20 protein-coding genes are annotated in these 19,919 nt (G+C 69.8%); 7 read left to right on the top strand and 13 right to left on the bottom strand.

Annotation, left to right across the window (positions count from 1 at the left end):
• Window positions 1-70: 70 nt before the first annotated feature.
• The gene (locus EV278_RS00895) at window positions 71-415 is read right to left on the bottom strand and encodes a hypothetical protein (protein ID WP_132085743.1); all 345 of its coding nucleotides are present in this window, start codon (window positions 413-415) and stop codon (window positions 71-73) included.
• Between the two features lie 321 nt (window positions 416-736).
• Here EV278_RS00895 and purD point away from each other — a divergent pair, with 321 nt between their 5' ends.
• The gene (gene purD, locus EV278_RS00890; RefSeq protein WP_132085741.1) at window positions 737-2,020 is read left to right on the top strand and encodes a phosphoribosylamine--glycine ligase; all 1,284 of its coding nucleotides are present in this window, start codon (window positions 737-739) and stop codon (window positions 2,018-2,020) included.
• Between the two features lie 47 nt (window positions 2,021-2,067).
• Here the strand turns inward: purD and EV278_RS00885 are convergent, their stop codons facing one another.
• Window positions 2,068-2,427, bottom strand: a complete 360-nt coding sequence (locus EV278_RS00885) for a VOC family protein (RefSeq protein WP_132085739.1) — start codon at window positions 2,425-2,427, stop codon at window positions 2,068-2,070.
• A gap of 297 nt (window positions 2,428-2,724) precedes the next feature.
• Between EV278_RS00885 and EV278_RS00880 the strand changes: the two genes are divergently transcribed.
• Entirely contained in the window at window positions 2,725-3,804 is a 1,080-nt protein-coding gene (locus EV278_RS00880) for a phosphotransferase (protein ID WP_132085737.1), read from the top strand.
• A gap of 137 nt (window positions 3,805-3,941) precedes the next feature.
• Here EV278_RS00880 and lpxK read toward each other — a convergent pair whose 3' ends face one another.
• From lpxK to EV278_RS00865, 3 genes are read right to left on the bottom strand one after another with little or no spacing between them, the layout of a single operon-like run.
• Complete coding sequence (gene lpxK / locus EV278_RS00875) at window positions 3,942-4,949, bottom strand: tetraacyldisaccharide 4'-kinase (RefSeq protein ID WP_132085735.1); 1,008 nt, start codon at window positions 4,947-4,949, stop codon at window positions 3,942-3,944.
• Complete coding sequence (locus EV278_RS00870) at window positions 4,946-6,214, bottom strand: 3-deoxy-D-manno-octulosonic acid transferase (protein WP_243692031.1); 1,269 nt, start codon at window positions 6,212-6,214, stop codon at window positions 4,946-4,948. Before EV278_RS00870 ends, lpxK begins: the two co-directional genes overlap by 4 nt.
• Window positions 6,211-7,200 carry a cation diffusion facilitator family transporter gene (locus EV278_RS00865; RefSeq protein WP_132085733.1) on the bottom strand — a complete coding sequence of 330 codons (990 nt, stop codon included), beginning with the start codon at window positions 7,198-7,200 and terminating at the stop codon, window positions 6,211-6,213. Before EV278_RS00865 ends, EV278_RS00870 begins: the two co-directional genes overlap by 4 nt.
• An 86-nt stretch (window positions 7,201-7,286) precedes the next feature.
• On the opposite strand from EV278_RS00865, the gene EV278_RS00860 reads away from it, so the two are divergent.
• Window positions 7,287-8,132 carry a hypothetical protein gene (locus tag EV278_RS00860; RefSeq protein ID WP_132085731.1) on the top strand — a complete coding sequence of 282 codons (846 nt, stop codon included), beginning with the start codon at window positions 7,287-7,289 and terminating at the stop codon, window positions 8,130-8,132.
• 12 nt (window positions 8,133-8,144) lie between these two features.
• Here the strand turns inward: EV278_RS00860 and EV278_RS00855 are convergent, their stop codons facing one another.
• Window positions 8,145-8,855, bottom strand: coding sequence for a lysophospholipid acyltransferase family protein (locus EV278_RS00855; protein ID WP_132085729.1), 711 nt, complete (start codon window positions 8,853-8,855; stop codon window positions 8,145-8,147).
• Window positions 8,852-10,657: an ABC transporter ATP-binding protein gene (locus EV278_RS00850; RefSeq protein ID WP_132085727.1), complete on the bottom strand. Its 1,806-nt coding sequence runs from the start codon at window positions 10,655-10,657 to the stop codon at window positions 8,852-8,854. The genes EV278_RS00855 and EV278_RS00850 overlap by 4 nt, the downstream gene beginning before the upstream one ends.
• Before the next feature lie 138 nt (window positions 10,658-10,795).
• On the opposite strand from EV278_RS00850, the gene EV278_RS00845 reads away from it, so the two are divergent.
• Entirely contained in the window at window positions 10,796-11,461 is a 666-nt protein-coding gene (locus tag EV278_RS00845; protein WP_132085725.1) for a tyrosine-protein phosphatase, read from the top strand.
• A 139-nt stretch (window positions 11,462-11,600) separates the two neighbouring features.
• Here the strand turns inward: EV278_RS00845 and EV278_RS00840 are convergent, their stop codons facing one another.
• The 6 genes from EV278_RS00840 to folE form a co-directional block, all read right to left on the bottom strand.
• Window positions 11,601-11,825 (bottom strand): DUF4170 domain-containing protein, encoded by a 225-nt coding sequence (locus tag EV278_RS00840; protein WP_132085723.1) that lies wholly within the window; start codon window positions 11,823-11,825, stop codon window positions 11,601-11,603.
• 24 nt (window positions 11,826-11,849) lie between these two features.
• Window positions 11,850-12,635: a 3'(2'),5'-bisphosphate nucleotidase CysQ gene (locus EV278_RS00835; protein ID WP_132085721.1), complete on the bottom strand. Its 786-nt coding sequence runs from the start codon at window positions 12,633-12,635 to the stop codon at window positions 11,850-11,852.
• Complete coding sequence (locus EV278_RS00830; protein WP_132085719.1) at window positions 12,632-13,963, bottom strand: TldD/PmbA family protein; 1,332 nt, start codon at window positions 13,961-13,963, stop codon at window positions 12,632-12,634. The genes EV278_RS00835 and EV278_RS00830 overlap by 4 nt, the downstream gene beginning before the upstream one ends.
• A 53-nt stretch (window positions 13,964-14,016) precedes the next feature.
• Window positions 14,017-14,418 carry an MAPEG family protein gene (locus EV278_RS00825; RefSeq protein WP_132085717.1) on the bottom strand — a complete coding sequence of 134 codons (402 nt, stop codon included), beginning with the start codon at window positions 14,416-14,418 and terminating at the stop codon, window positions 14,017-14,019.
• A 177-nt stretch (window positions 14,419-14,595) separates the two neighbouring features.
• Window positions 14,596-16,425 (bottom strand): M14 family metallopeptidase, encoded by a 1,830-nt coding sequence (locus EV278_RS00820; RefSeq protein WP_132085715.1) that lies wholly within the window; start codon window positions 16,423-16,425, stop codon window positions 14,596-14,598.
• Window positions 16,426-16,562: 137 nt separating this feature from the next.
• On the bottom strand, window positions 16,563-17,219 hold the full coding sequence (gene folE / locus EV278_RS00815; RefSeq protein ID WP_132085713.1) for a GTP cyclohydrolase I FolE: 657 nt from the start codon (window positions 17,217-17,219) through the stop codon (window positions 16,563-16,565).
• Between the two features lie 181 nt (window positions 17,220-17,400).
• On the opposite strand from folE, the gene cysS reads away from it, so the two are divergent.
• The 3 genes from cysS (at window position 17,401) to EV278_RS00800 (ending at window position 19,913) form a co-directional block, all read left to right on the top strand.
• The gene (cysS, locus tag EV278_RS00810; RefSeq protein WP_132085710.1) at window positions 17,401-18,789 is read left to right on the top strand and encodes a cysteine--tRNA ligase; all 1,389 of its coding nucleotides are present in this window, start codon (window positions 17,401-17,403) and stop codon (window positions 18,787-18,789) included.
• Between the two features lie 195 nt (window positions 18,790-18,984).
• On the top strand, window positions 18,985-19,446 hold the full coding sequence (locus EV278_RS00805) for an SRPBCC domain-containing protein (RefSeq protein ID WP_132085708.1): 462 nt from the start codon (window positions 18,985-18,987) through the stop codon (window positions 19,444-19,446).
• Between the two features lie 5 nt (window positions 19,447-19,451).
• A complete protein-coding gene (locus EV278_RS00800; protein WP_132085706.1) occupies window positions 19,452-19,913 on the top strand; it encodes an iron-sulfur cluster assembly scaffold protein in 462 nt (153 codons plus the stop codon).
• Window positions 19,914-19,919 lie beyond the last annotated feature (6 nt).

The following is a 19,919-nucleotide window of genomic DNA, read 5'->3' as shown; positions in this document are numbered from 1 at the left end:
ACGCCTTGGCCATTCGAAAGCGAGCGCAGCATCGTTCAGCTGTGTTGAAGGATAGGGTCGCCAAACGGGCTCACAGCCGCCCGCGCCGACCGCCCTTCAGCTTGTCCAGGGCCCGCCGGGCGTGCTCGGCCTGGGCCGCCACGGGCCCAGCCATGACGCCCAGGTCGGCCCCGCCCTGGACAGCGGCCAGGCCGGCGGTGAGGACGTCGACCGGCGGCTTGCGCACGGTGGGGGTCATCTGCGCCACCTTGCGGGCCATGGCCGCCAGCTCGCCGATGGCCTTGGCCCGGTCGCGAACCTTGCGGATCTCGGCGGGGTCGTGGGTGCGTTCGAGGGTCGCCCAGGCCGCGTCGAGGGCGTCCATCAGCTTCAGTTGCAGGGCGAGGCAGCGGGTGGGGATGTCGGTGTGGGTCATGCCTCAAGGATGCGGCCGTCCCGGACAGTGGGGATAGGAAACGTGCGTTTTCCTGTAGGGCGTTGATTTCGTTGGGGTCGGGTTTGAAGAGTGCGGGGATAAACCCCCTCAGTCGGCTTCGCCGACAGCTCCCCCAGAGGGGGAGCAGCTAGGCAGCGCGGCGGCCGGTCGACGATCCTCCCCCTCTGGGGGAGGTGGCCCGAAGGGCCGGAGGGGGCCGCGCGCCGCGAGGGCGCGTCCTTGGTCGCGACCCTGTGGATAACTTTCGCCGTGCACGACCTGCCTTGACCCCGCGCCGCCCCCGCGCGACATCCCCGCCTCATGGAAAAGCTGAACATCCTGCTCGTGGGGTCCGGGGGGCGCGAGCACGCCCTGGCCTGGAAGATCGCCCAGTCGCCGCTGTGCGGCCGCCTGGTGGCCGCGCCGGGCAATCCGGGCGTCGAGCAGGTCGCCGAGCTGCGCGCCGTGAAGGTCACCGACGTGGCCGGCTTGGTCGCCCTGGCCCGCGAGATCGCGGCCGACCTGGTGGTGGTCGGTCCGGAATCGGCGCTGGAGGCCGGCCTGGCCGACGAACTGGCCAAGGTCGGGATCCCCTGTTTCGGCGGCAGCGCCCAGGCCGCGCGGCTGGAGACCAGCAAGGCCTTCACCAAGGACTTCTGCGCTCGCCACGGCCTGCCGACGGCGGCCTATGGGGTGTTCACCGACGCGGCCTCGGCCGGCGTCTTCCTCGACACCCTGGCCGCGCCGTTCGTGATCAAGGCCGACGGTCTGGCGGCCGGCAAGGGCGTGGTGATCGCCGCCACGCGCGACGAGGCCGACGCCGCCGTGCTCGACATGCTGGGCGGCCGCTTCGGCTCGGCCGGGGCGCGGGTGGTGATCGAGGAATTCATGCACGGCGAGGAGGCCTCGCTGTTCGCGATCTGCGACGGCAAGACCGCCGTGCTGTTCGGCGCGGCCCAGGACCACAAGCGGGCCTATGACGGCGACGAAGGCCCCAACACCGGCGGCATGGGCACCTATTCGCCGCCGCCGGTCCTGACCCCGGCCCTGGTCGACCAGGCCTGGCGCGAGCTCGTCCTGCCCACCGTGGCCGGCATGGCGGCCGAGGGCTGTCCCTATGTCGGCGTGCTCTATGCCGGGCTGATGCTGACGGAGCAGGGGCCCAAGCTGGTCGAGTACAACGCCCGCTTCGGCGACCCCGAGTGCCAGACCCTGATGCTGCGGCTGGAAAGCGACCTGGCGCCGCTGCTGCTGGCCGCCGCGAAGGGGGAGCTGGCGTCCGCCGCGCCGCCGGTGTGGCGCGAGGAGGCGGCGATCTGCGTGGTGCTGGCCGCGCAGGGCTATCCCGACGCGCCGAAGACCGGCGGCCTGATCCAGGGGGCCGACAGCGAGTTCGGCGGCGAGGCGGTGATCTTCCACGCCGGCACGGCGCGCGACGCCGAGGGCCGCCTGGTGGCGTCCGGCGGCCGGGTGCTGAACGTCTGCGCCCTGGGCGCGACCCTGCACGAGGCCCGCGACGTGGCCTACGCCGCCCTGGGGACGGTGTCGCTGGAGGGCGGGTTCTACCGCACCGACATCGGCTGGCGGGCGCTGAGCCAGCATTGACCCGCCGGGGACAGGCGCATGCGCCTGTCCCCGTCCCGCGCACGGCGCTACGGCCGGTGCGCCACCTCCACCAGGATGTCGCCCGGCGCGGTCAGGTAGAAGGCGAACGCGCCGTGCTGCATCGTCGGCGGCTCGACGGCGAGGCCGCCGGCCGCCATCCGGGCCTGCAGCGCGGAGACCGCCGCCGGGCTCTCCAGGTGGAAGCCGATATGGAACGGGATCGGCCAGGTCTGGGCCCCGTCGCGGCGCAGGCGGCTGAGCACCAGCACCAGGCCGGCGGCGTCGCGGAGGATGGCCAGGCCGTCCCGACCCAGGGTCCGCTCGTGGGTGAAGCCCAGCCAGGTCTCGAAGAAGTCCCGCGTCGCGGCGACGTCGGGCACGGGCAGGTCGATATGGTTCAGGCGCATGGCGCTCTCCTTGATGTGAGGCGCGGCGCGACGGGGCTCGAAAGACGACAAACGGACCACGCACGCCGAGCCGGCGGCGCACGATGCGCCGTCGTCTCGTCGTGGGTCCCAGCCGTGAGGCGAGGGTACAGGTTCTTCGACGCGCGAAGCGACCGGGCTTACCTTGTCCGGTCCATGGCCCTTTTTCGACGCCGCCCTTGTAACCGGCTTTCGATGGACGGCTCAAGGCCCACGGAGACTTGCGTCGCGGCGCCCAGGCCCTAATGTCCATTCAAACAAGCGTTGGGGAGTAAGCGCATGGCCGCGGCCGAACCGTCCGCCCAGGACCTCAATTCCGGGACCAAGCCCATCGACCCGCGCCACGCCATCGACGAGGCCCGGCTGGCGGCCTGGCTGGAGGCCAACGTCGAGGGCTACCAGGGGCCGCTGGAGGTGCGCCAGTTCAAGGGCGGCCAGTCCAACCCGACCTATCAGCTGGTCACGCCGACCAGGAAGTACGTCCTGCGCCGCAAGCCGCCGGGCAAGCTGCTGCCCAGCGCCCACGCCGTCGACCGCGAGTTCAAGGTGATCTCGGGCCTGAACAAGGCCAGCTTCCCCGTCGCCAGGGCCTACGCCCTGTGCCTGGACGAGGCCGTGATCGGCACGATCTTCTACGTGATGGACAATGTCGAAGGGCGGATCCTGTGGGACGGGACCCTGCCCGACTACGCGCCGGCCGAACGCCGGGCGATCTACGAGGCGCAGATCGCCACCCTGGCGGCCCTGCACACCGTCGACTACGCCGCCGTGGGCCTGGCCGACTACGGCAAGCCCGGCAACTACTTCGCCCGCCAGATCGACCGCTGGACCAAGCAGTACAAGGCGTCGGAGACCAAGGTGATCGAGGAGATGGACCGGCTGATCGACTGGCTGCCGGCCACCTGCCCGGCCGATGACGCCACCGCGATCGTCCATGGCGACTACCGGCTGGACAACATGATCCTGCACCCCACCGAGCCCAGGGTGGTGGCGGTCCTGGACTGGGAGCTGTCGACCCTGGGCAACCCGCTGGCCGACTTCAGCTACTTCCTGATGAACTGGGTGATGCCGTCCGACCAGCGCGGCGGCCTGGCCGAGATCGCCGACCTGACCGCCTATGGCGTGCCGACCATCGACGAGGCCGTGGCCCAGTACTGCCGGCTGACCGGCCGCGACGGCCTGCCGAACCTGGACTGGTACTTCAGCTACAACCTGTTCCGCCTGGCCGGCATCTGCCAGGGCATCGTCGGCCGCGTGCGCGACGGCACCGCCGCCAGCGCCCACGCCGAGCTGATGGAGGCGCGGGTCCCGGTGCTGGCCCGGGGGGCTTGGGACTTCGCCAGGAAGGCGGGGGCTTAGGCGGCGAGTACTTGCCCCCTACGGACCGCTTCGCGGTCGTCTTCCCCCAGAGGGGGAAGAGCGCTCCAGTGCGAAGGCTCCGCCCCCTATGGGGGCGGACAGACCGCGAAGCGGTCAGGTGGGGGCAAGTGGACGACCTACAGCCCCACACCCTCCAGCAACGCCCCCAGCGCCGCCTCGTCCTCGAACCGGGCCCGCACTGGCCAGGGCGTCACCCGGTCGCGCCAGGCCGGCGGCAGCCGCACCCAGTCCTTTTCGGTCGTCACCAGCCCGGCGCTGTAGGCCGCCGCGCGGTCGGCCAGGAACTTCAGCGTCGCCTCGTCATAGGCGCCATGGTCGGGATAGGGCGCGAAGTCCACCAGATGGCAGCCGGCGGCCTTCAGGGCCCGCTCCACCTTCCACGGCTTGCCGATGCCCGCGAAGCCGACCTGGCGGCCCCTGGGCGGCGGGGTGGCGGGCTCGAGCCTGGCGATCAGCACCGGCGTGTCGCCGAACAGGGCCAGCAGGTCGGGATCGGCGGCGGGCAGGTCGCCCGGCAGCAGCACGATCACCGCGTCGGTGCGGGCCAGGCTGGCCGCCAGGGGCTCGCGCATCGGCCCGGCCGGGAACACCTTGCCGTCGCCGAACGGCCATTCGCCCTCGCGGGTCTCGCCGTCGACCACCACCAGCGACAGGGTCTTGCGCAGGTCGGGGTTCTGGTGGCCGTCGTCCATGACCACCACCTCGGCCCCGGCCGCCGCGGCCCGGCGCGCGCCCAGCACCCGGTCGCGCGACACCCAGATCGGGAAGTCCTGGGCCAGCATCAGCGGCTCGTCGCCGACATCGCCGGCGACGTGGCGGGCCGGATCGACCTGGACAGGACCCTTCAGCCGGCCGCCATAGCCGCGCGACAGGCCATGGGCGCGGCGGCCGCGCTGGGTCAGGGTCAGCAGCAGCTCGCGGACGATCGGCGTCTTGCCCACCCCGCCGACCGTGAAGTTGCCGACGCAGATCACCGCGCAGTCGGCGCCGCGCGGCTGGGTGCGGGCGATCCGCCGGGCGGTCTGGGCGGCCCACATCCACGACAGCGGGGTCAGCAGGGCGCGGGTCAGGGGGCTGGGGGCGCCGTCGCGGCGATACCACCAGCGCGGGGTGGCCAGCTTCATGGCCGGGCCTCCGCGTCGAGCAGGGCCAGGATGCGGTCCAGCCCCGCCCGGGCCTCGGCGTCGCGCCGGGCGACGAAGGCCCGGGCGCGGTCCGCCCGCGACCGCAGGACGTCGGGCCGGGCCAGCAGCTCGGCCAGGCGCGCGTCCAGCACCGAGGCGTCGGCGAAGGTCACGCCGTCGGCGTCGCGCAGGTCGGCATAGGCGGTCAGCCAGTTCTCGACATGCGGGCCGGAGACGATCGGGCAGTCCAGCCGGGCCGGCTCCAGCGGATTGTGGCCGCCGATCCCCTCGACCAGGCTGCCGGCCACCAGGGCCAGGTCGGCCAGCCGGTACCACAGGCCCAGCTCGCCCAGGGTGTCGGCGACGATGACCTCGGCCGAGTCGTCGGGCTCGCGGCTGCGCAGGCAGACCGCGGCGCCGGCCGCCAGGGCCAAGTCGGCGATGGCGGGGCCGCGCTCGGGATGGCGCGGGACGATCACCAGGCGCGGGGGATCCGGCAGACCGCGCCAGGCGGCCAGCACCCGTTCGTCTTCGCCGGGATGGGTGCTGGCGGCCAGCAGCAGCGGCCGGTCGCTGAGCCGCACGCGCAGGCTGGCCAGGGCCGCCGCGTCGACCGGCAGGGGCGCGGCACCGAACTTCAGGTCGGCCTCGCCTGCCACGGTCCCGCCCAGGCTGGACAGGCGTTCGGTCGCGCGGCCGTCCTGGGCCAGGATCAGGTCGAAGCCGCTGAACAGCTCATAGGCCGCGAACGGCCGGGCCCGCCAGCCGGCGTAGCTCTTGTCCGACAGCTTGGCTGAGACCAGGGCCAGCTTCGCTCCTCGCGCCTTGGCGGCCAGCAGCAGGTTGGGCCACAGCTCGCTCTCGACGAACACCGCCAGGTCGGGCCGCCAGTGGTCGAGGAACCGCCGGGCGCCGCCGGGCGTGTCGACCGGCAGGAACTGGTGGATCGTCCCGGCCGGCAGGCGGCGGGCCAGCAGCTGGGCCGAGGTGACGGTGCCGGAGGTGACCAGCACCGCGACGCCCGGGCGCTCGGCCCGCAGGCGCTCGACCAGGGGCAGGATCGACAGGCTCTCGCCGACGCTGGCCCCGTGCAGCCAGACCAGGACGCCGTCGGGCCGCGGGGTCTGCGGCCGGCCCAGCCGCTCGTGCAGCCGCGCGCGGTCCTCCTTGCCGGCCTTGGCCCGGTGGCCCAGCAGCAAGGGCGCGAACGGCTCCAGGGCGGTGGTCGCCGCCCGGTACAGGGCCAGGGACAGGGGAAGGCTCACACCGCGTCCGCGCCGGCCAGGTGGCAGGTGGCCACGCCGCCGCTCTCGACCTGGATGGTGACGTGGCCGATCTTGAAGCGACCGGCCATCTCGCCGCAGATGTCGTGCAGGAACTGGTCGTTGTCGGGGTTGTCGGGGCGGACCAGGTGGGCGGTCATGGCCGTCTCGGTGGTGCTCATGGCCCAGATGTGCAGGTCGTGGACCTCGGTCACGCCGGGCCGCGCCGCCAGCCAGGCCTTGACCGCCCGGGGGTCGATGCCGCGCGGGGCGGCGTCCAGGGCCAGGTCCAGGCTGTCGCGCAGCAGGCTCCAGGTCCCCAGCATGATCACCGCCACGATGCCCAGGCTGACCACCGGGTCCAGCCACAGCCAGCCGGTGGCCCACATGGCGGCGGCGGCCACCACCACTCCGGCCGAGATGGCGGCGTCGGCGGCCATGTGCACGAAGGCCCCGCGGATGTTCAGGTCGTCCTTGGAGCCCTTCATGAACATCAGGGCCGTAGCGGTGTTGATGACGATGCCGATCGCCGCGACGATCATCACCGGCCCGGTCTGGATCGGCTCCGGGTGGGCGAAGCGGCGCACCGCCTCCCAGGCGATGGCCCCGACCGCCACCAACAGCACCACGGCGTTGGTCAGCGAGGCCAGGATCGTGCCCTTGCGCAGGCCGTAGGTGTGGCGCCCGCCCGGCGCCCGCTTGGCCAGCACCACCGCGCCCCAGGCCATGAACAGCCCCAGCACGTCCGACAGGTTGTGGCCGGCGTCGGCCAGCAGGGCCAGCGAGTGGGTCATCAGGCCGGCGATGGTCTCGGCGACCACGAAGCCGATGTTCAGCGTCGCGCCGATCGCGAAGGCCCGGCCGAAGTCCTTGGGCGCATGGCTGTGCCCGCCTGGGCCGTGGTGGTGGTGGCCGTGGTCGTGGGAATGGCCGTGATCGTGGTGATCATGGTCGTGATGATCGTGCTTGTGATCGTGATCGTTCGGCATGGGCCTACATCCCACCAAGGGCGGGTCGGATCAATCGCTCAACGGTGGCAAGGTTTTCGTATCGAAGTAGCTTCAGGGGCGATTGGATGAACCTCTGGCTTCTGCCTCGCCAAGGGAATTGGGAAAGATGCGTTATGACGCCACGCAAACTTTACGTGTATCCGTTCGCTCTTGTGATGGCGAAGCCGATCGAGCGGCTCGAAGATCGCATGATCCGATTCCTGGAAAGTCAGCCGGATGCAGAATCTCTTGATAAAAAAGAATTTTCTCAGCTAAGCGGCGATAAAGCGAAGGCTGACTATCTGCTCGATAAGCGTCGTATTGTCGCTGAACTGAAGACAATAAAGGGCGATCCAAAAATTCGGGTCGAGGATCGATTAAAGAAAAGATTTGCCCAACCGGGGGCACCGATCGTCTTCGGGCGGGTAGGGGTGTCGGCAGCTTTACGCGGATTGTCCGACGAGGGGGAGGTCGTGAAGATGATGTACGACCTTTCTGCTAGAGCGGTGCGCCGGCACCTTCAGAAGTCCGACGAGCAAATTCTGGTTACAAAATCAAATCTCAATTTATCGAACTCGGTCGGAATGACTATCATTATGAATGACAGGGAGGAGATGATTGACGCAATTGGCATTCTCCATGCCATCAAATCCACCTTTGAAGTCGTCGAGAGTGGGTATCCAAACGTTGATTTCGTGTGGGCGAGTATAGAGGCGCATGAAATGAAGCTGCCTGGTGGCGGATCAGGGTTTCCTCAGTTGATCATATCTCGCTCAGAGGAGCACCCTGATCGGTTAGATTTTCTTGGTAGGTTGATTGCCTACTGGGCCCAATTTAACGGTGCCAAAGCATATCTTCTGCCGCATCACGGCGATTGGGAAGTTCTAAGGCCCATATTCGAGAATGGACCGCCCACACTGGATCTCGGTTAGGCGTCCTCTTTACTAACCGTCCGCCTCCAGCTCGACCAACGCCTCCGCCCGCCGCGTCACCGCCGACAGCTCCGCCGCCCAGACCTCGACCAGGGCGTCGGGGTCATCGCCCCGCCCGGCGGCCGTCGGCGCGCTCCAGACCATGGCGGCCTTGGCGAAGGGCAGGGGGATCACCGTACGGTCCCAGGAGCCCAGGCGCAGGCACGGCTTGGCGGCCAGGCCGACGAAGATCACCGGCGCGCCGGTCACCCGGGCCAGGGACGGCGTGCCCTTCTCCATGCGTTCGGCCGGGCCGCGCGGGCCGTCGGGCGTGATGGCCACGCCGCCGCCGTCCTTGACCCACTTGATCATGTCGCGGAAGGCCTGTTCGCCGTGCTTGTTCTTGGCCGGGTCGGACTTCTTGGTCGACGAGCCGCGGATCGAGGGGAAGCCCAGCTTCTCCACGGTCTGGGCGATGAACTCGCCGTCGGCCGAGCGCGAGATCAGGGCCCGCATGTCCTGGCGGCCGGGATCCTGCGGCCAGGTCAGCGGCGACATCGGGATGCGCGCGTGCCAGAAGCACAGGATCGCGCCGACCCCGGTCTCGCGGCCCTGGGCCCAGACCGCCTCGGCGTGCTCCTGGCCCTCGCGGGTCAGGCGCAGGGTGCGGAACACCAGCTTGGAATAGCCGGCGAAGATCGACGAGACGACCTGGATCACCAGGGGCCAGCGCAGCGGTCTCAAGCTCCGATCTCCGAGGGCGCGCCATCTTGAGGATCGGGGGGCAAGTGATCCAGGTCCTGGGCCTTGGCCAGGCGGGCGTAGAGGCCCTTGTGGCGCACCAGGGCGGCGTGGGTCCCGGTCTCGACCACCCGGCCCTTGTCGATCACATAGATGCGGTCGGCGTCCTTCACGGTCGACAGGCGGTGGGCGATGACGATGGTGGTGCGGCCGGCCATCAGCCGCTCCAGCGCCGCCTGGACCTGGGCCTCGCTCTCGGTGTCCAGCGCGCTGGTCGCCTCGTCCAGCAGCAGGATCGGGGCGTCCTTGAGGAAGGCGCGGGCGATGGCGATGCGCTGGCGCTGGCCGCCCGACAGCCGGGTCCCGGCCTCGCCGACGATCGTGTCGTAGCCCAGCGGCAGGTCGGAGATGAAGTCGTGGGCCGCCGCCTGGCGGGCCGCGGCCTCGACCTCGTCCTCGGCCGCGCCGGGCCGGGCGTAGGCGATGTTGGCGCGGATGGTGTCGTCGAACAGGAACGGCTCCTGGGTGACCAGGGCGATCCGGTCGCGCAGGCTGGCCAGGGTCACGCCGCGCACGTCGTGCCCGTCGATGGTCACCGCGCCGGCGGTGACGTCGTAGAAGCGCGGGATCAGGTTCAGCAGCGAGCTCTTGCCGCCGCCGGACGGACCGACCAGGGCGACGGTCTCGCCGCGCCGGGCCTGGATCGAGACGTCGTGCAGGGCCGGGGCGTTGTCACCATAGGCGAAGCTGACCTGGTCGAAGGCGATGGTCGCCTCGCCGGGGGGCAGGACCCTGGCGTCGGCGGGGTCGACGATGGCCGGCTCGACGTCCAGGGCTTCGAACAGGCGGCGGGCGCCGGTGAAACCCTCGCTGAACACGGTCTGCAGGTTGGCGACCTGGCGCAGCGACTGCAGCGATGCGGCCAGGGCGAACAGAAAGCCGGTGAACGTCCCGGCGGTCATGCCGCCAGTGCTGGCCCGCCAACCCGCGTAGACGAAGACGGCGGCGGTGATCAGGGCGCCGAAGGCCTCGGTGGCCGGGGCGGCCATGGCCTTGGCGTTCGAACCCTTGATCAGGAAGCGCTGGCGGCGGTCGATGACGGCGGCCACGCGGCTCTCTTCATAGGCCTCGCGGTTCTCCATCTTGACGATCTTGACGCCGTCCAGGCTCTCCATGATCGCGGTCGACAGGTTGGAGGTCTCGCCCATGGCCCCCTTGGCGGCCTTGGTGGTCTTCTTCGAGAACCGCCGCATGAACAGGCCGGCCGTCGGGGCGATGATCAGCACGCCCGAGGCCAGGATCCAGTCCAGCTGGAACATCACCGCCAGCATGCCGGCCACGGTCAGGATCTCGCGCGTGTAGTTGACCACGCCGCTGGTCGCCGCCTCGCGGATCAGGGTGGCGTCGTAGAGCATCGACGAGACGTACGAGCCCGAATGGGCGCCGCGCAGCCGGGCCAGGTCCGAGCGCACCAGCTTGCCGAACAGACGCACCTGCATGTCGCCGACCACGCCGTTGCCGATCTGGTTGATCGACCGGGTCTGCAGCACCTGGAACAGGCCGCGCGAGATGGCGATCACGGCGATGAGCAACGGGATCCGCCACAGGGCGCCGGGCTGGGGGTGGGTGATCAGCTGGTCGACGGCCGGCTCCAGCACCTTGGCCAGGCCCGCGCTGAGGGCGGCGACGATGGCGGCGCTGATCATGGCCGTGGCCAGGGTTCCGGCACGCGGCCGCAGATACTCGCGCCAGATCCGCGCGGCGAGGGCGCGGTTGGTGGCTTGCGGCGCGGCGGGATCGGTCATGGCGGCAGGGGTCGGCTGTCGGGGCGGAGCTGTCAAGCTCAGCCATGGCCTGTCATTGCGGCGGGGGTGCGGCGCTGTGGCTTTTGCATTACAGGGCTGTGGCGCCTAATTAGGCCTGGTTCACGAAGGATCGCCCGCTTGCCCGGCTACGACACCACCACCCGCTGGGGACGCTTTCGCACCTACCTCTCGTACCTGTGGAACGACCACGCCTATCTACGCCTGGGCTTCAAGAACGACCACTGGATCAGCCCCGAGCTGGTGCGCACCAACCAGCCGTGGCCGCACCAGCTGGCCGCCTGGAAGAAGCAGGGGATCAAGACCGTCATCAACCTGCGCGGCGGGTTCGACGGCAGCTTCTACGCCCTGGAGAAATACGCCTGCGACAAGCTGGGCCTGAAGATGGTCGACTTCGTGATCACCTCGCGCGAAGTCCCGATCAAGGAGCGCGTGCTGGGCGCGCGCGACCTGTTCGAGACCATCGAATATCCGGCCCTGATGCACTGCAAGTCGGGCGCGGACCGGGCGGGGATCATGAGCGTGCTCTACGCCCACTACCGCCTGGGCCTGCCGATCGAGGCGGCGATGGAGCAGCTGTCGTTCAAGTATCTGCATATCAGGCAGGGCAAGACCGGCGTGCTGGACTACACCTTCGAACGCTACCTGACCGACGCCGCCCCCAAGGGCCTGACCTTCACCCAATGGGTGGAGAGCCCCGACTACGACCCCGTCAAGATCAAGGCCGACTTCCGGGCCGGCATGATCGGCGGGATCGTGACGGAGGGGATCTTGCGGCGGGAGTAGGGGCCGCTCACTTGCCCCCACCTGGCGGCTTCGCCGCCTGTCCGCCCCCATAGGGGGCGGAGCCTATGGCGCGAGGCTCTTCCCCCTCTGGGGGAAGACGACCGCGAAGCGGTCCGTAGGGGGCAAGTCCCCTGCCGCCTCACCCCAGGCTCGGATCCAGCAGCTTGTGGGCGTGGATGATGAAGTAGCGGGCGTGGGCGTTGTCGACCGTGGCCTGGGCCTTGGCCTTCCAGGCCTTGTGGGCGTCGGCGTAGCTGGCGTAGGCGCCGACGAACTCGACCTTCGACAGGTCGCGGAACTCGACATCGGAAACGTTCTTCAGTTCACCGCCGATCACGAGGTGAAGAAGCTGCTTGTCGCTCATGGCGTGGAATTTCCTGCGCGGAAGTTAGCGTTGCGGCAGGTCGATATGCCCGACGCGCGACAGGATCAACGGGTGAAGCGCGCGATTGGCGCAAACCACGCTCGGAAGCAGCGGATTGGCCCGGTTGTAGGCGAAGGCGCGGCCCTTGTGGTCGGTCAGGGCGGCGCCGGCCTCGGCGCAGATCAGGTCGGCGGCGGCCAGGTCCCACTCGTTCTTGGGCGACAGGGCGACCGCCGCGTCGAAGGCCCCGGCGGCCACCAGGCACAGGCGGTAGGCGATCGAGTTGCGGCTCTCGACCCGCATCGGCGGCCACGGCTCGGCCCAGACCGGATGGGCGAACATCTTGGCGTCGCCCAGCATGGCGGCGTCCTCGAGGTCGTCGGTGTCGCTGGGGCTGACCGCGACGCCGTTCAGGGCGGCGCCGCCGCCCAGGGTGGCGGCGTAGGTCTCGTCCAGGGCCGGGGCGTGGACGACGCCGGCGATCGGGCGGCCGTTCTCGACCACGGCGATCGACACGGCGAACCAGGGCTTGCCCTTGATGAAGGCCACCGTCCCGTCGATCGGGTCGACGACGAACTGGCGCGGCGTGGCCAGCCGGCTCGGATCGTCGGCCGTCTCCTCCGACAGCCAGCCATAGCCGGGGCGGGCCGCGCCCAGGCGGTCCTTCAGCAGGGCGTCTACGGCCAGGTCGGCGTCGGTGACCGGCGAGCCGCCGTCCTTGGACCAGACCTTCAGGCCCTCGCCGCGAGCCGAGAGCGCCAGGGCCCCGGCCTCGCGCGCCGCCGTCAGGATCAGGTCCAGGTCGGTCATTTTCCGGCGATCGCCAGGGCGTCGACCAGCAGCGACGGGCTGTTGCTGGCCCCTCGGATCTCCAGGTCGGAACCGGGGACCAGGCGGGCGTAGATGTCGATCAGGTTGCCGGCCACGGTGATCTCGGTGACCGGGCCCGTCGAGACGCCGTTCTCGAACCAGAAGCCCGAGCAGCCCACCGACCAGTCGCCGGTGTTGCCGTTCAGCGACGGGCCGAACATCGAGCTCACCAATAGTCCGGTCCCGGCGTCGGCCATCAGGCCGGCCAGGTCCTTGTCGCCCGGCTGCAGGGTCAGGTTATGGGTCGAGACGCCGGACGGGCCGGCCAGGCCGCGCGAGGCGTGGCCGGTGCTTTCCAGTCCCAGCTGCTTGGCCGAGCTGACATTCATCAGCCAGGTGGTCAGCACGCCGTCGTCGATCAGGGCGCGGGCCTCGCAGGCCACGCCCTCGTCGTCGAACGGGGCCGAGCCCAGGCCGCGCGGGCGGAACGGATCGTCCAGCAGGGTCACGCCCCTGGCGAAGATCGCCTGGCCCAGCTTGTCCTTCAGGAACGAGGTCCCGCGGGCGATCGACGGGCCCGAGATCGCGCCGATCAGCGGGCTGAGCAGCGACATGGCCAGGCGGTTCTCGAAGATCACCGGGGCGGTGGTGGAGTCCAGCTTGCGTGGGTTCAGCTTGGCGACCGCCAGCTCGCCGGCCTTGCGGCCGATGCTTTCGGGCGAGGGCAGGTCGGCGGCGTGGCGGGTCGAGCGGCCCTCGCCGCCGCGCTCCATGCCCGCCCCCTCGCCGGCGATGGCCGAGGCCGAGACGCCGAAGCCGCTGGCTTGATGCAAGCCAGAGAAGCCCTCGCTCGTAACGAGCCGCCAGGTCGAGGCGCTCCACGACGACGAGCCGCCGTCGGAATTGGTCACGCCCTCAACGCTGCGGGCGGCGGCCTCGGCCTCGCGGGCCTGGGCCTCCAGGGTCTCGGCCGAGGGCTCGGTCGGGTCGTGGAGGTCCAGGTCGCGGAACGGCGCCCGCGCCAGGCGCTCGGCCGGGGCCAGGGCGGCGTAGGGATCCTCCGGCGCCAGGCGGGCCATGGCCACGGCCCGGTCGATCAGCTTGGCGCGGCCCTCCGCCGAAATGTCCGAACCCGACACCGTGGCGCTGCGCTGGCCGATGAACACCCGCAGGCCGATGTCGCGGGATTCCTCGCGCTCGACCTCCTCCAGCGCGCCCAGGCGAACGCCGACGGAGAGGGATTGGCGCTGCGCGAACACGGCTTCGGCGGCGTCGGCGCCCGCGGTCCGCGCGGCGGCGAGCACGTCATGCAACAGGTTTTCGTCCATGCGGTCTTATGGACGAGGGGGCGGGGCGGGGGCAAGCGCCGCGCCGGGGCGGATCAGCCGATCGCGTAGAACAGCAGGGCCACCGCCCCGAAGATGTAGGCCACCCAGGTACAGATCATGCCGACCGAGCGCGCGATCGAGGCGCCGCCGCTGTTGGACAGGCCCACGGCATGGATCAGCCGGCCGGACAGCAGCACCAGCCCCACCACGTGGATCGCCAGCGGCGGGGCGCCGACCAGGGCCAGGACGATGATCGCCGCCAGGCCGACGGGCACGTATTCGCTGGCGTTGCCGAAGGCGCGGATGGCGCGGGCCAGCTCGGGAATGCCCTCGTCGCCCAGGGCCACCTTGTGCTTTTGCCGCAGGCGCACGACCAGCAGCGACAGGGTCAGCAGGAGCAGGACGTGCAGCCCCACCCACAGGGCGGCCGCGTGGCCGGAAGCGATGGTGTCCATCGGGGTGCTCGTGAAAACGGGTCGAACTGGCCGGCATAAGGTTCAGCGTTCGGCGGCGCTGGCAAGCGGGCTCGTGGGGGAGGCGACCTTCGCGGGCGGGGACATGCCCTTGCGGCGTGTCCCAAGTTCAAGCGCCGCGCGAGCCGGTGGGGACACGCCGCAAGGGCATGTCCCCGATCAGAGCTCCCGCCCGACCGGATAGAGCTTGTAGTGGTCGTCGTAATACGGCGTGCGCTGGTAGAACCACCCCAGCCGCGCGTCGGGATCGGCGGCGAATTTCGGGTCGGCGGCCAGCCTGGCCTCGAACTCGGACTTCAGCTTGGGATCGGCGGCCAGCATCTTTTCGGCCAGGGGGGCGATGGCGTAGCCCTCGATATATTCGACCCGCTGCAGCACCTCCGGGAACAGGCCCCAGGCGAAGAAGCTCTCGTCGCTTTCCGGCTCCAGCAGCAGGGTGACCAGTTCGCCCAGCGGCTGGTCGGTGGGGATCCGCACCGAGCCGGCGGGCCAGGCGACCGTGCGGGTCTCGTGGGTCACCGGGCCGGCGGCGATCTCGACATGGCCTTCGCTGGGGCGGGCGGCGATCTTCGGCGTGGTGAAGCGGATCATGTCGACCGACACCGCCTTCGGCGCCGCCAGGGTCTCCATCTGGACGCCGTGGACGCGCAGGCGCTCGATCAGGTCCGGCTTGGCCGACGAGATCCAGTAGGCCTTGGGCGGGGTCAGCTTCAGCGACGGCTCGGCCGCGTAGAGCGGCAGCGACCAGGGCTGGGGGTCGGGCTGACCCAGCCAGCGGATCTCCCTGCGGCCCGAGGCGGGGGAGTCGTAGGTCTCGTACCGCACGCCCAGAAAGCTGACGGTGCGCAGCGGCTTGTCGCCGCCCTTGCCGAAGCCGGTTCCGAAATTGGCCTCGACCACCGCGGGCCGCCGAGCGCGGTCCTGGTCCTCGGCGGCGCGCAGGGCCGCGCCGTCGCGGGCCAGCACCTTCAGGCTCTCCTCCAGCAGGACATAGGTCCCCAGCACGCGCTGGCGGTAGGGCTTGAGCGAGTGGTTCTCGACCAGCACCGTGGCGATCCGCGCGGCGTCGCCATAGCCGTTGGAATAGCGCAGCGAAGCCGGCGAGGCGCCCAGACCCTTCTTCGGATCGCGGTCGTCCAGGGCGAAGACCAGCTGGCCGGGGACGTGCCCCGCCGCCTTCAGCCCCGCCTCGGTGGCCGGCAGATAGGTGTTGTCCAGCCAGGCGCTGGTGGCCTTCGAGCGCGCGAAGTCGCCCAGATAGCCGGCCCAGCCATAGGTGACGTCATACTGATAGTCCTCGCCGTCGGTGACGTGGATGTCCAGGTAGAGGTCGGGCCGGACCGTGTTGATCAGGCCGATCATCGCCCGCATCTCCGGGGCGTCGAGCTTGCCGTAGTCGCGGTTCAGGTTGAGGTTCTGGGCCGTGTGCCGCCAGCCCTGGACCGTCGGGCCGCGCTGGTTGGGACGGCTGTAGGGACTGGCCCGTTCGTGGCCGTCGACGCTGAAGATCGGCACGAACACCAGGTTGACCTTGTCGAGCAGCGCGTCCCTGCCGTGGAAGGCGATATCCCTAAGGAGCATCATGCCGGCGTCCTTGCCGTCGATCTCGCCCGGATGGATGCCGGCCTGGACCAGCAGCACCGGCTTCTTGGGATCGAACGCCTCGCCGTCCTTACCGGCATAGACCACCAGCAGGTCGCGGCCCTCGGGCGACTTGCCGAAGGTCTCCATGCGGATCATCGGCGAGGCGGCGGCCAGCTTTTCCAGCCAGGCGCGGGTCTCGGCGTAGTCGGGCGAGGCGGTTAGGCCGGTCCGCTCGGACGGCGTGATCCAGGGATCGGACGGCTTGGCGACCAGCTTCTCGCTGGCGCCATGCCAGGCGAGCGGCGGTGGAAGGATGTCGGAGTCCCAGGGGGCTTTGGGCGTTTCAGCCATGGTCATGCTCGCCGTCATCGCGACGGCCAGGGCCGCCAGACAGGTCTTCAACATCGTCCAACGCCCCCAGGAGACGCCCTGCGTCCTTCGAGGCTCGCCTTATGGCTCGCACCTCAGGAAGAGGAAAGCAGCACAGACTTCCTCATCCTGAGACGCCGCGAAGCGGCTTCGAAGGACGCACCGCGTTGAATCTACTTCCGCGTCGCCAGGTCCATGAACCGCTGCTGCAGAACCTTGTCGGTCTTGAACACGCCGCGGAACTGGGTGGTGATCGTCGAGACGTCATGGTGACGCACGCCGCGGGTCGACATGCACTGGTGCTCGGCGTCGATCAGCACGGCCACGCCGGCGGCGCTGAGGTGATCCTCGATCGAGTCGGCGATCTGCATGGTCATGGTCTCCTGGGTCTGGAGACGCTTGGCGAAGATCTCGACCAGCCGGGCCAGCTTGGACAGGCCCACCACCTTGCCGGTCGGCATGTAGGCCACCCAGGCCTTGCCCAGGAACGGGGCCATGTGGTGCTCGCAGTGGCTCTGCACGTCGATGCCGCGCAGCATGACCATGTCGTCGTAGCCCTGTACGTCCTCGAAGGTGCGGGAGAGCTCCGTGGCCGGGTCGCCGTGATAGCCGGCGAACCACTCGCCATAGGCGTCGACCACGCGCTGGGGCGTGTCGAGCAGGCCTTCGCGGTCGGGATTGTCGCCGGCCCAGGCCAGCAGGGTCCGGACGGCGGCCATGGCCTCGTCTCGGGTGGGGCGCCAAGAATGGGGATGCAAGCCGGGTTCAAGATCAAGACCGGTGTCGTCTCCGAGACCGATCAGGGTTCGCTCGCGGGTCAGTGCGTCCATGTGCGGGAAGGGTCTTTCCACGGGCTGAGTTGCGCCAGGACGCCTTTCGCCCTGGAATTACGCGTGCCACCCGTCGCGCGCCCTGCATCATTTCAGCGATGGTCGTGCGCGCGTGCCCTCGTTATATGGGGCCGACCCATATCCCCGCAACACTCCCGCGACGTCAGGCCGCCCTCCTCCCATGACCATCAAGCTCTACGACACCATGGCGCGCGAAAAGCGCGACTTCGCCCCCGCCGATCCGAGCCGGGTGACGATGTATGTCTGCGGGCCGACGGTCTACAACCACGCCCATATCGGCAATTTCCGCCCCGTCGTGGTGTTCGACGTGCTGTTTCGCCTGCTGCGCCACGTCTATGGCGAGGACGCGGTGGTCTATGCCCGCAACGTCACCGACGTGGACGACAAGATCAACAAGAAGGCCGCCGACGAGGGTGTGGCGATCAAGGTGATCACCGACCGTTACCTGGCCGCCTACCACCAGGACGCCGCGGCCCTGCTGACCCTACCGCCGACCCTGGAGCCCAAGGCCACCGAGCACATGGGCCCGATCGTCGAGATGATCGGCAAGCTGGTCGACAACGGGGCGGCCTACGCCGCCGAGGGCCACGTGCTGTTCGACACCCAGGCCTTCGCCGACTACGGCGCCCTGTCGGGCCGGGACCTCGACGACATGATCGCCGGCGCCCGGGTCGAGGTCGCGCCCTACAAGCGCCACCCGGCCGACTTCGTGCTGTGGAAGCCGTCGAAGGAAAACGAGCCCGAATGGGACAGCCCCTGGGGCGCGGGCCGCCCGGGCTGGCACATCGAGTGCTCGGCCATGATCGACAAGCAGCTGGGCAAGACGATCGACATCCACGGCGGCGGCATCGACCTGACCTTCCCGCACCACGAGAACGAGCTGGCCCAGAGCCGCTGCGCCCACGGCGCGCCGGTCCTGGCCAACTACTGGCTGCACAACGGCTTCCTCGACATGTCGGGGGAGAAGATGTCGAAAAGCCTGGGCAATGTGGTCATCCCGCACGAGCTCCTGAAGACCGTGCCGGGCGAGGTGATCCGCTGGGCGCTGCTGTCGGGCCACTACCGCCAGCCGCTGGACTGGACGCCGGAGCTGGTCGAGCAGAGCCGCAAGGCGCTGGACCGGCTGTACGGCGCCCTGCGCCGCGCCAAGACCATCGAAGCCGGCGAGGCCGAGCCCTCGGACGAGGTGCTGGCCGCCCTGTCGGACGACCTCAACACCCCGCTGGCGGTGTCGGGCTTCTTCGAACTGTCCAGCGCCATCGAGCGAGCGGTGACGGCCGGCGACGAACCGGCGATCGCCGCCAACAAGGGCCGGCTGCTGGCCTCGGCCGGCGTGCTGGGCTTCCTGCAGGCCGATCCGGACGCCTGGTTCGAGGGCGACGCCGACGACGATCTGAAGGCCAAGGTGGAAGACCTGCTCAAGCGTCGGGTCGAGGCCCGCGCCGCCAAGGACTGGACCGCCGCCGACGCCATCCGCGCCGAGCTGGACGGCCTGGGCGTGGTGGTCATGGACGGTCCCGCCGGCGCCACCTGGCGCATGAAGGACTGAGTGTTTTTGGATTGGTGTAGAATTAAATTACACCCATAATCCGCTCATCCCGGCGAATGCCGGGACCCAGATGGAATGGCTTTGAGGCTGACGCCAAAAGCGCCGAGCTGATCCAGTCATCCGCCCCGCCCGAGGATCTGGGTCCCGGCATTCGCCGGGATGAGCGGATGTTTTAAGAGTGCTAGACGGACACCCATGCAACGCGCCGTAGAATTCCGCACCGGGGTGCTTGCCCCCGCCGAGATCGTCTGGGAGGTGGTCTCCGACTTCGCCGCCTGGAAGGACTGGAACCCGGTCCACCCGCGCATGGAGGGCGAGATGCGCATCGGCACGCCGTTGCGCTTCGACCTGGTGGTCGGCGACGCGCCGGCCCAGGCCGTCGAGGCCGTGGTCCAGGACTGGGTGCCGTACGAGCAGCTGCACTGGCGCACCAGGCGGCTGAACGGTTTCGTGACCGCCGTCCGCTATCTGGAGATCGAGAAGATGAGCGACATCGGCTCGACCTTCTCGAACGGCGAGCTGTTCATGGGCCCGCTGGTCCGCTTCGTCAGCCGCGACGAGCGCCGACGCCTGAAGGCGGCCTTCACCCGGATGGGCGAGGCGGTGAAGGCGCGGGCCGAGGGGCTCTGGTCGCAGCGCCAGAACACCCCCACATAAGCGGCATGATCGACGATCTCTATTCGGCTCGGATCCTGGGTCTGGTGGCCAACATGCCCCGGGCCGGACGGCTGGCCGCGCCCGACGCCAGCGCCGAGAAGACCGCCAAGTTGTGCGGCAGCCGGATCGTGGTCGACGTGACGGTGCGCGACGGCAGGGTGACGGACTTCGCCCAGGACGTGGCCGCCTGCGCCCTGGGCCAGGCCTCGGCCGCCATCCTCGGCGCCCAGGTGGTCGGGGCCGACCTCGCCGAGATCGAGTTGGCCCGCGACGCCTTGCGCGCTATGCTGAAGTCAGGCGGCCCGCCTCCTGAGGGCCGATTTGCGGAGCTCGCCGTGCTGGAGCCGGTCAAGGACTATCCTGCCCGTCACGCCTCGACGCTTTTGGCGTTCGAAGCCACGGTCGAGGCTGTCCGTACGGCCACAGGCGCCGCCCAAACCCGAACTAGCTGCGCCGGCGCCGCTTGATCGCGA

Origin of the sequence: Caulobacter sp. BK020 (assembly GCF_004342605.1) — a bacterium.
In the GTDB taxonomy this organism is placed as follows: Bacteria; Pseudomonadota; Alphaproteobacteria; order Caulobacterales; family Caulobacteraceae; genus Caulobacter.
Note: the sequence above shows the minus strand (reverse complement) of the source record. Positions and strands in the feature narration are given on the sequence as shown.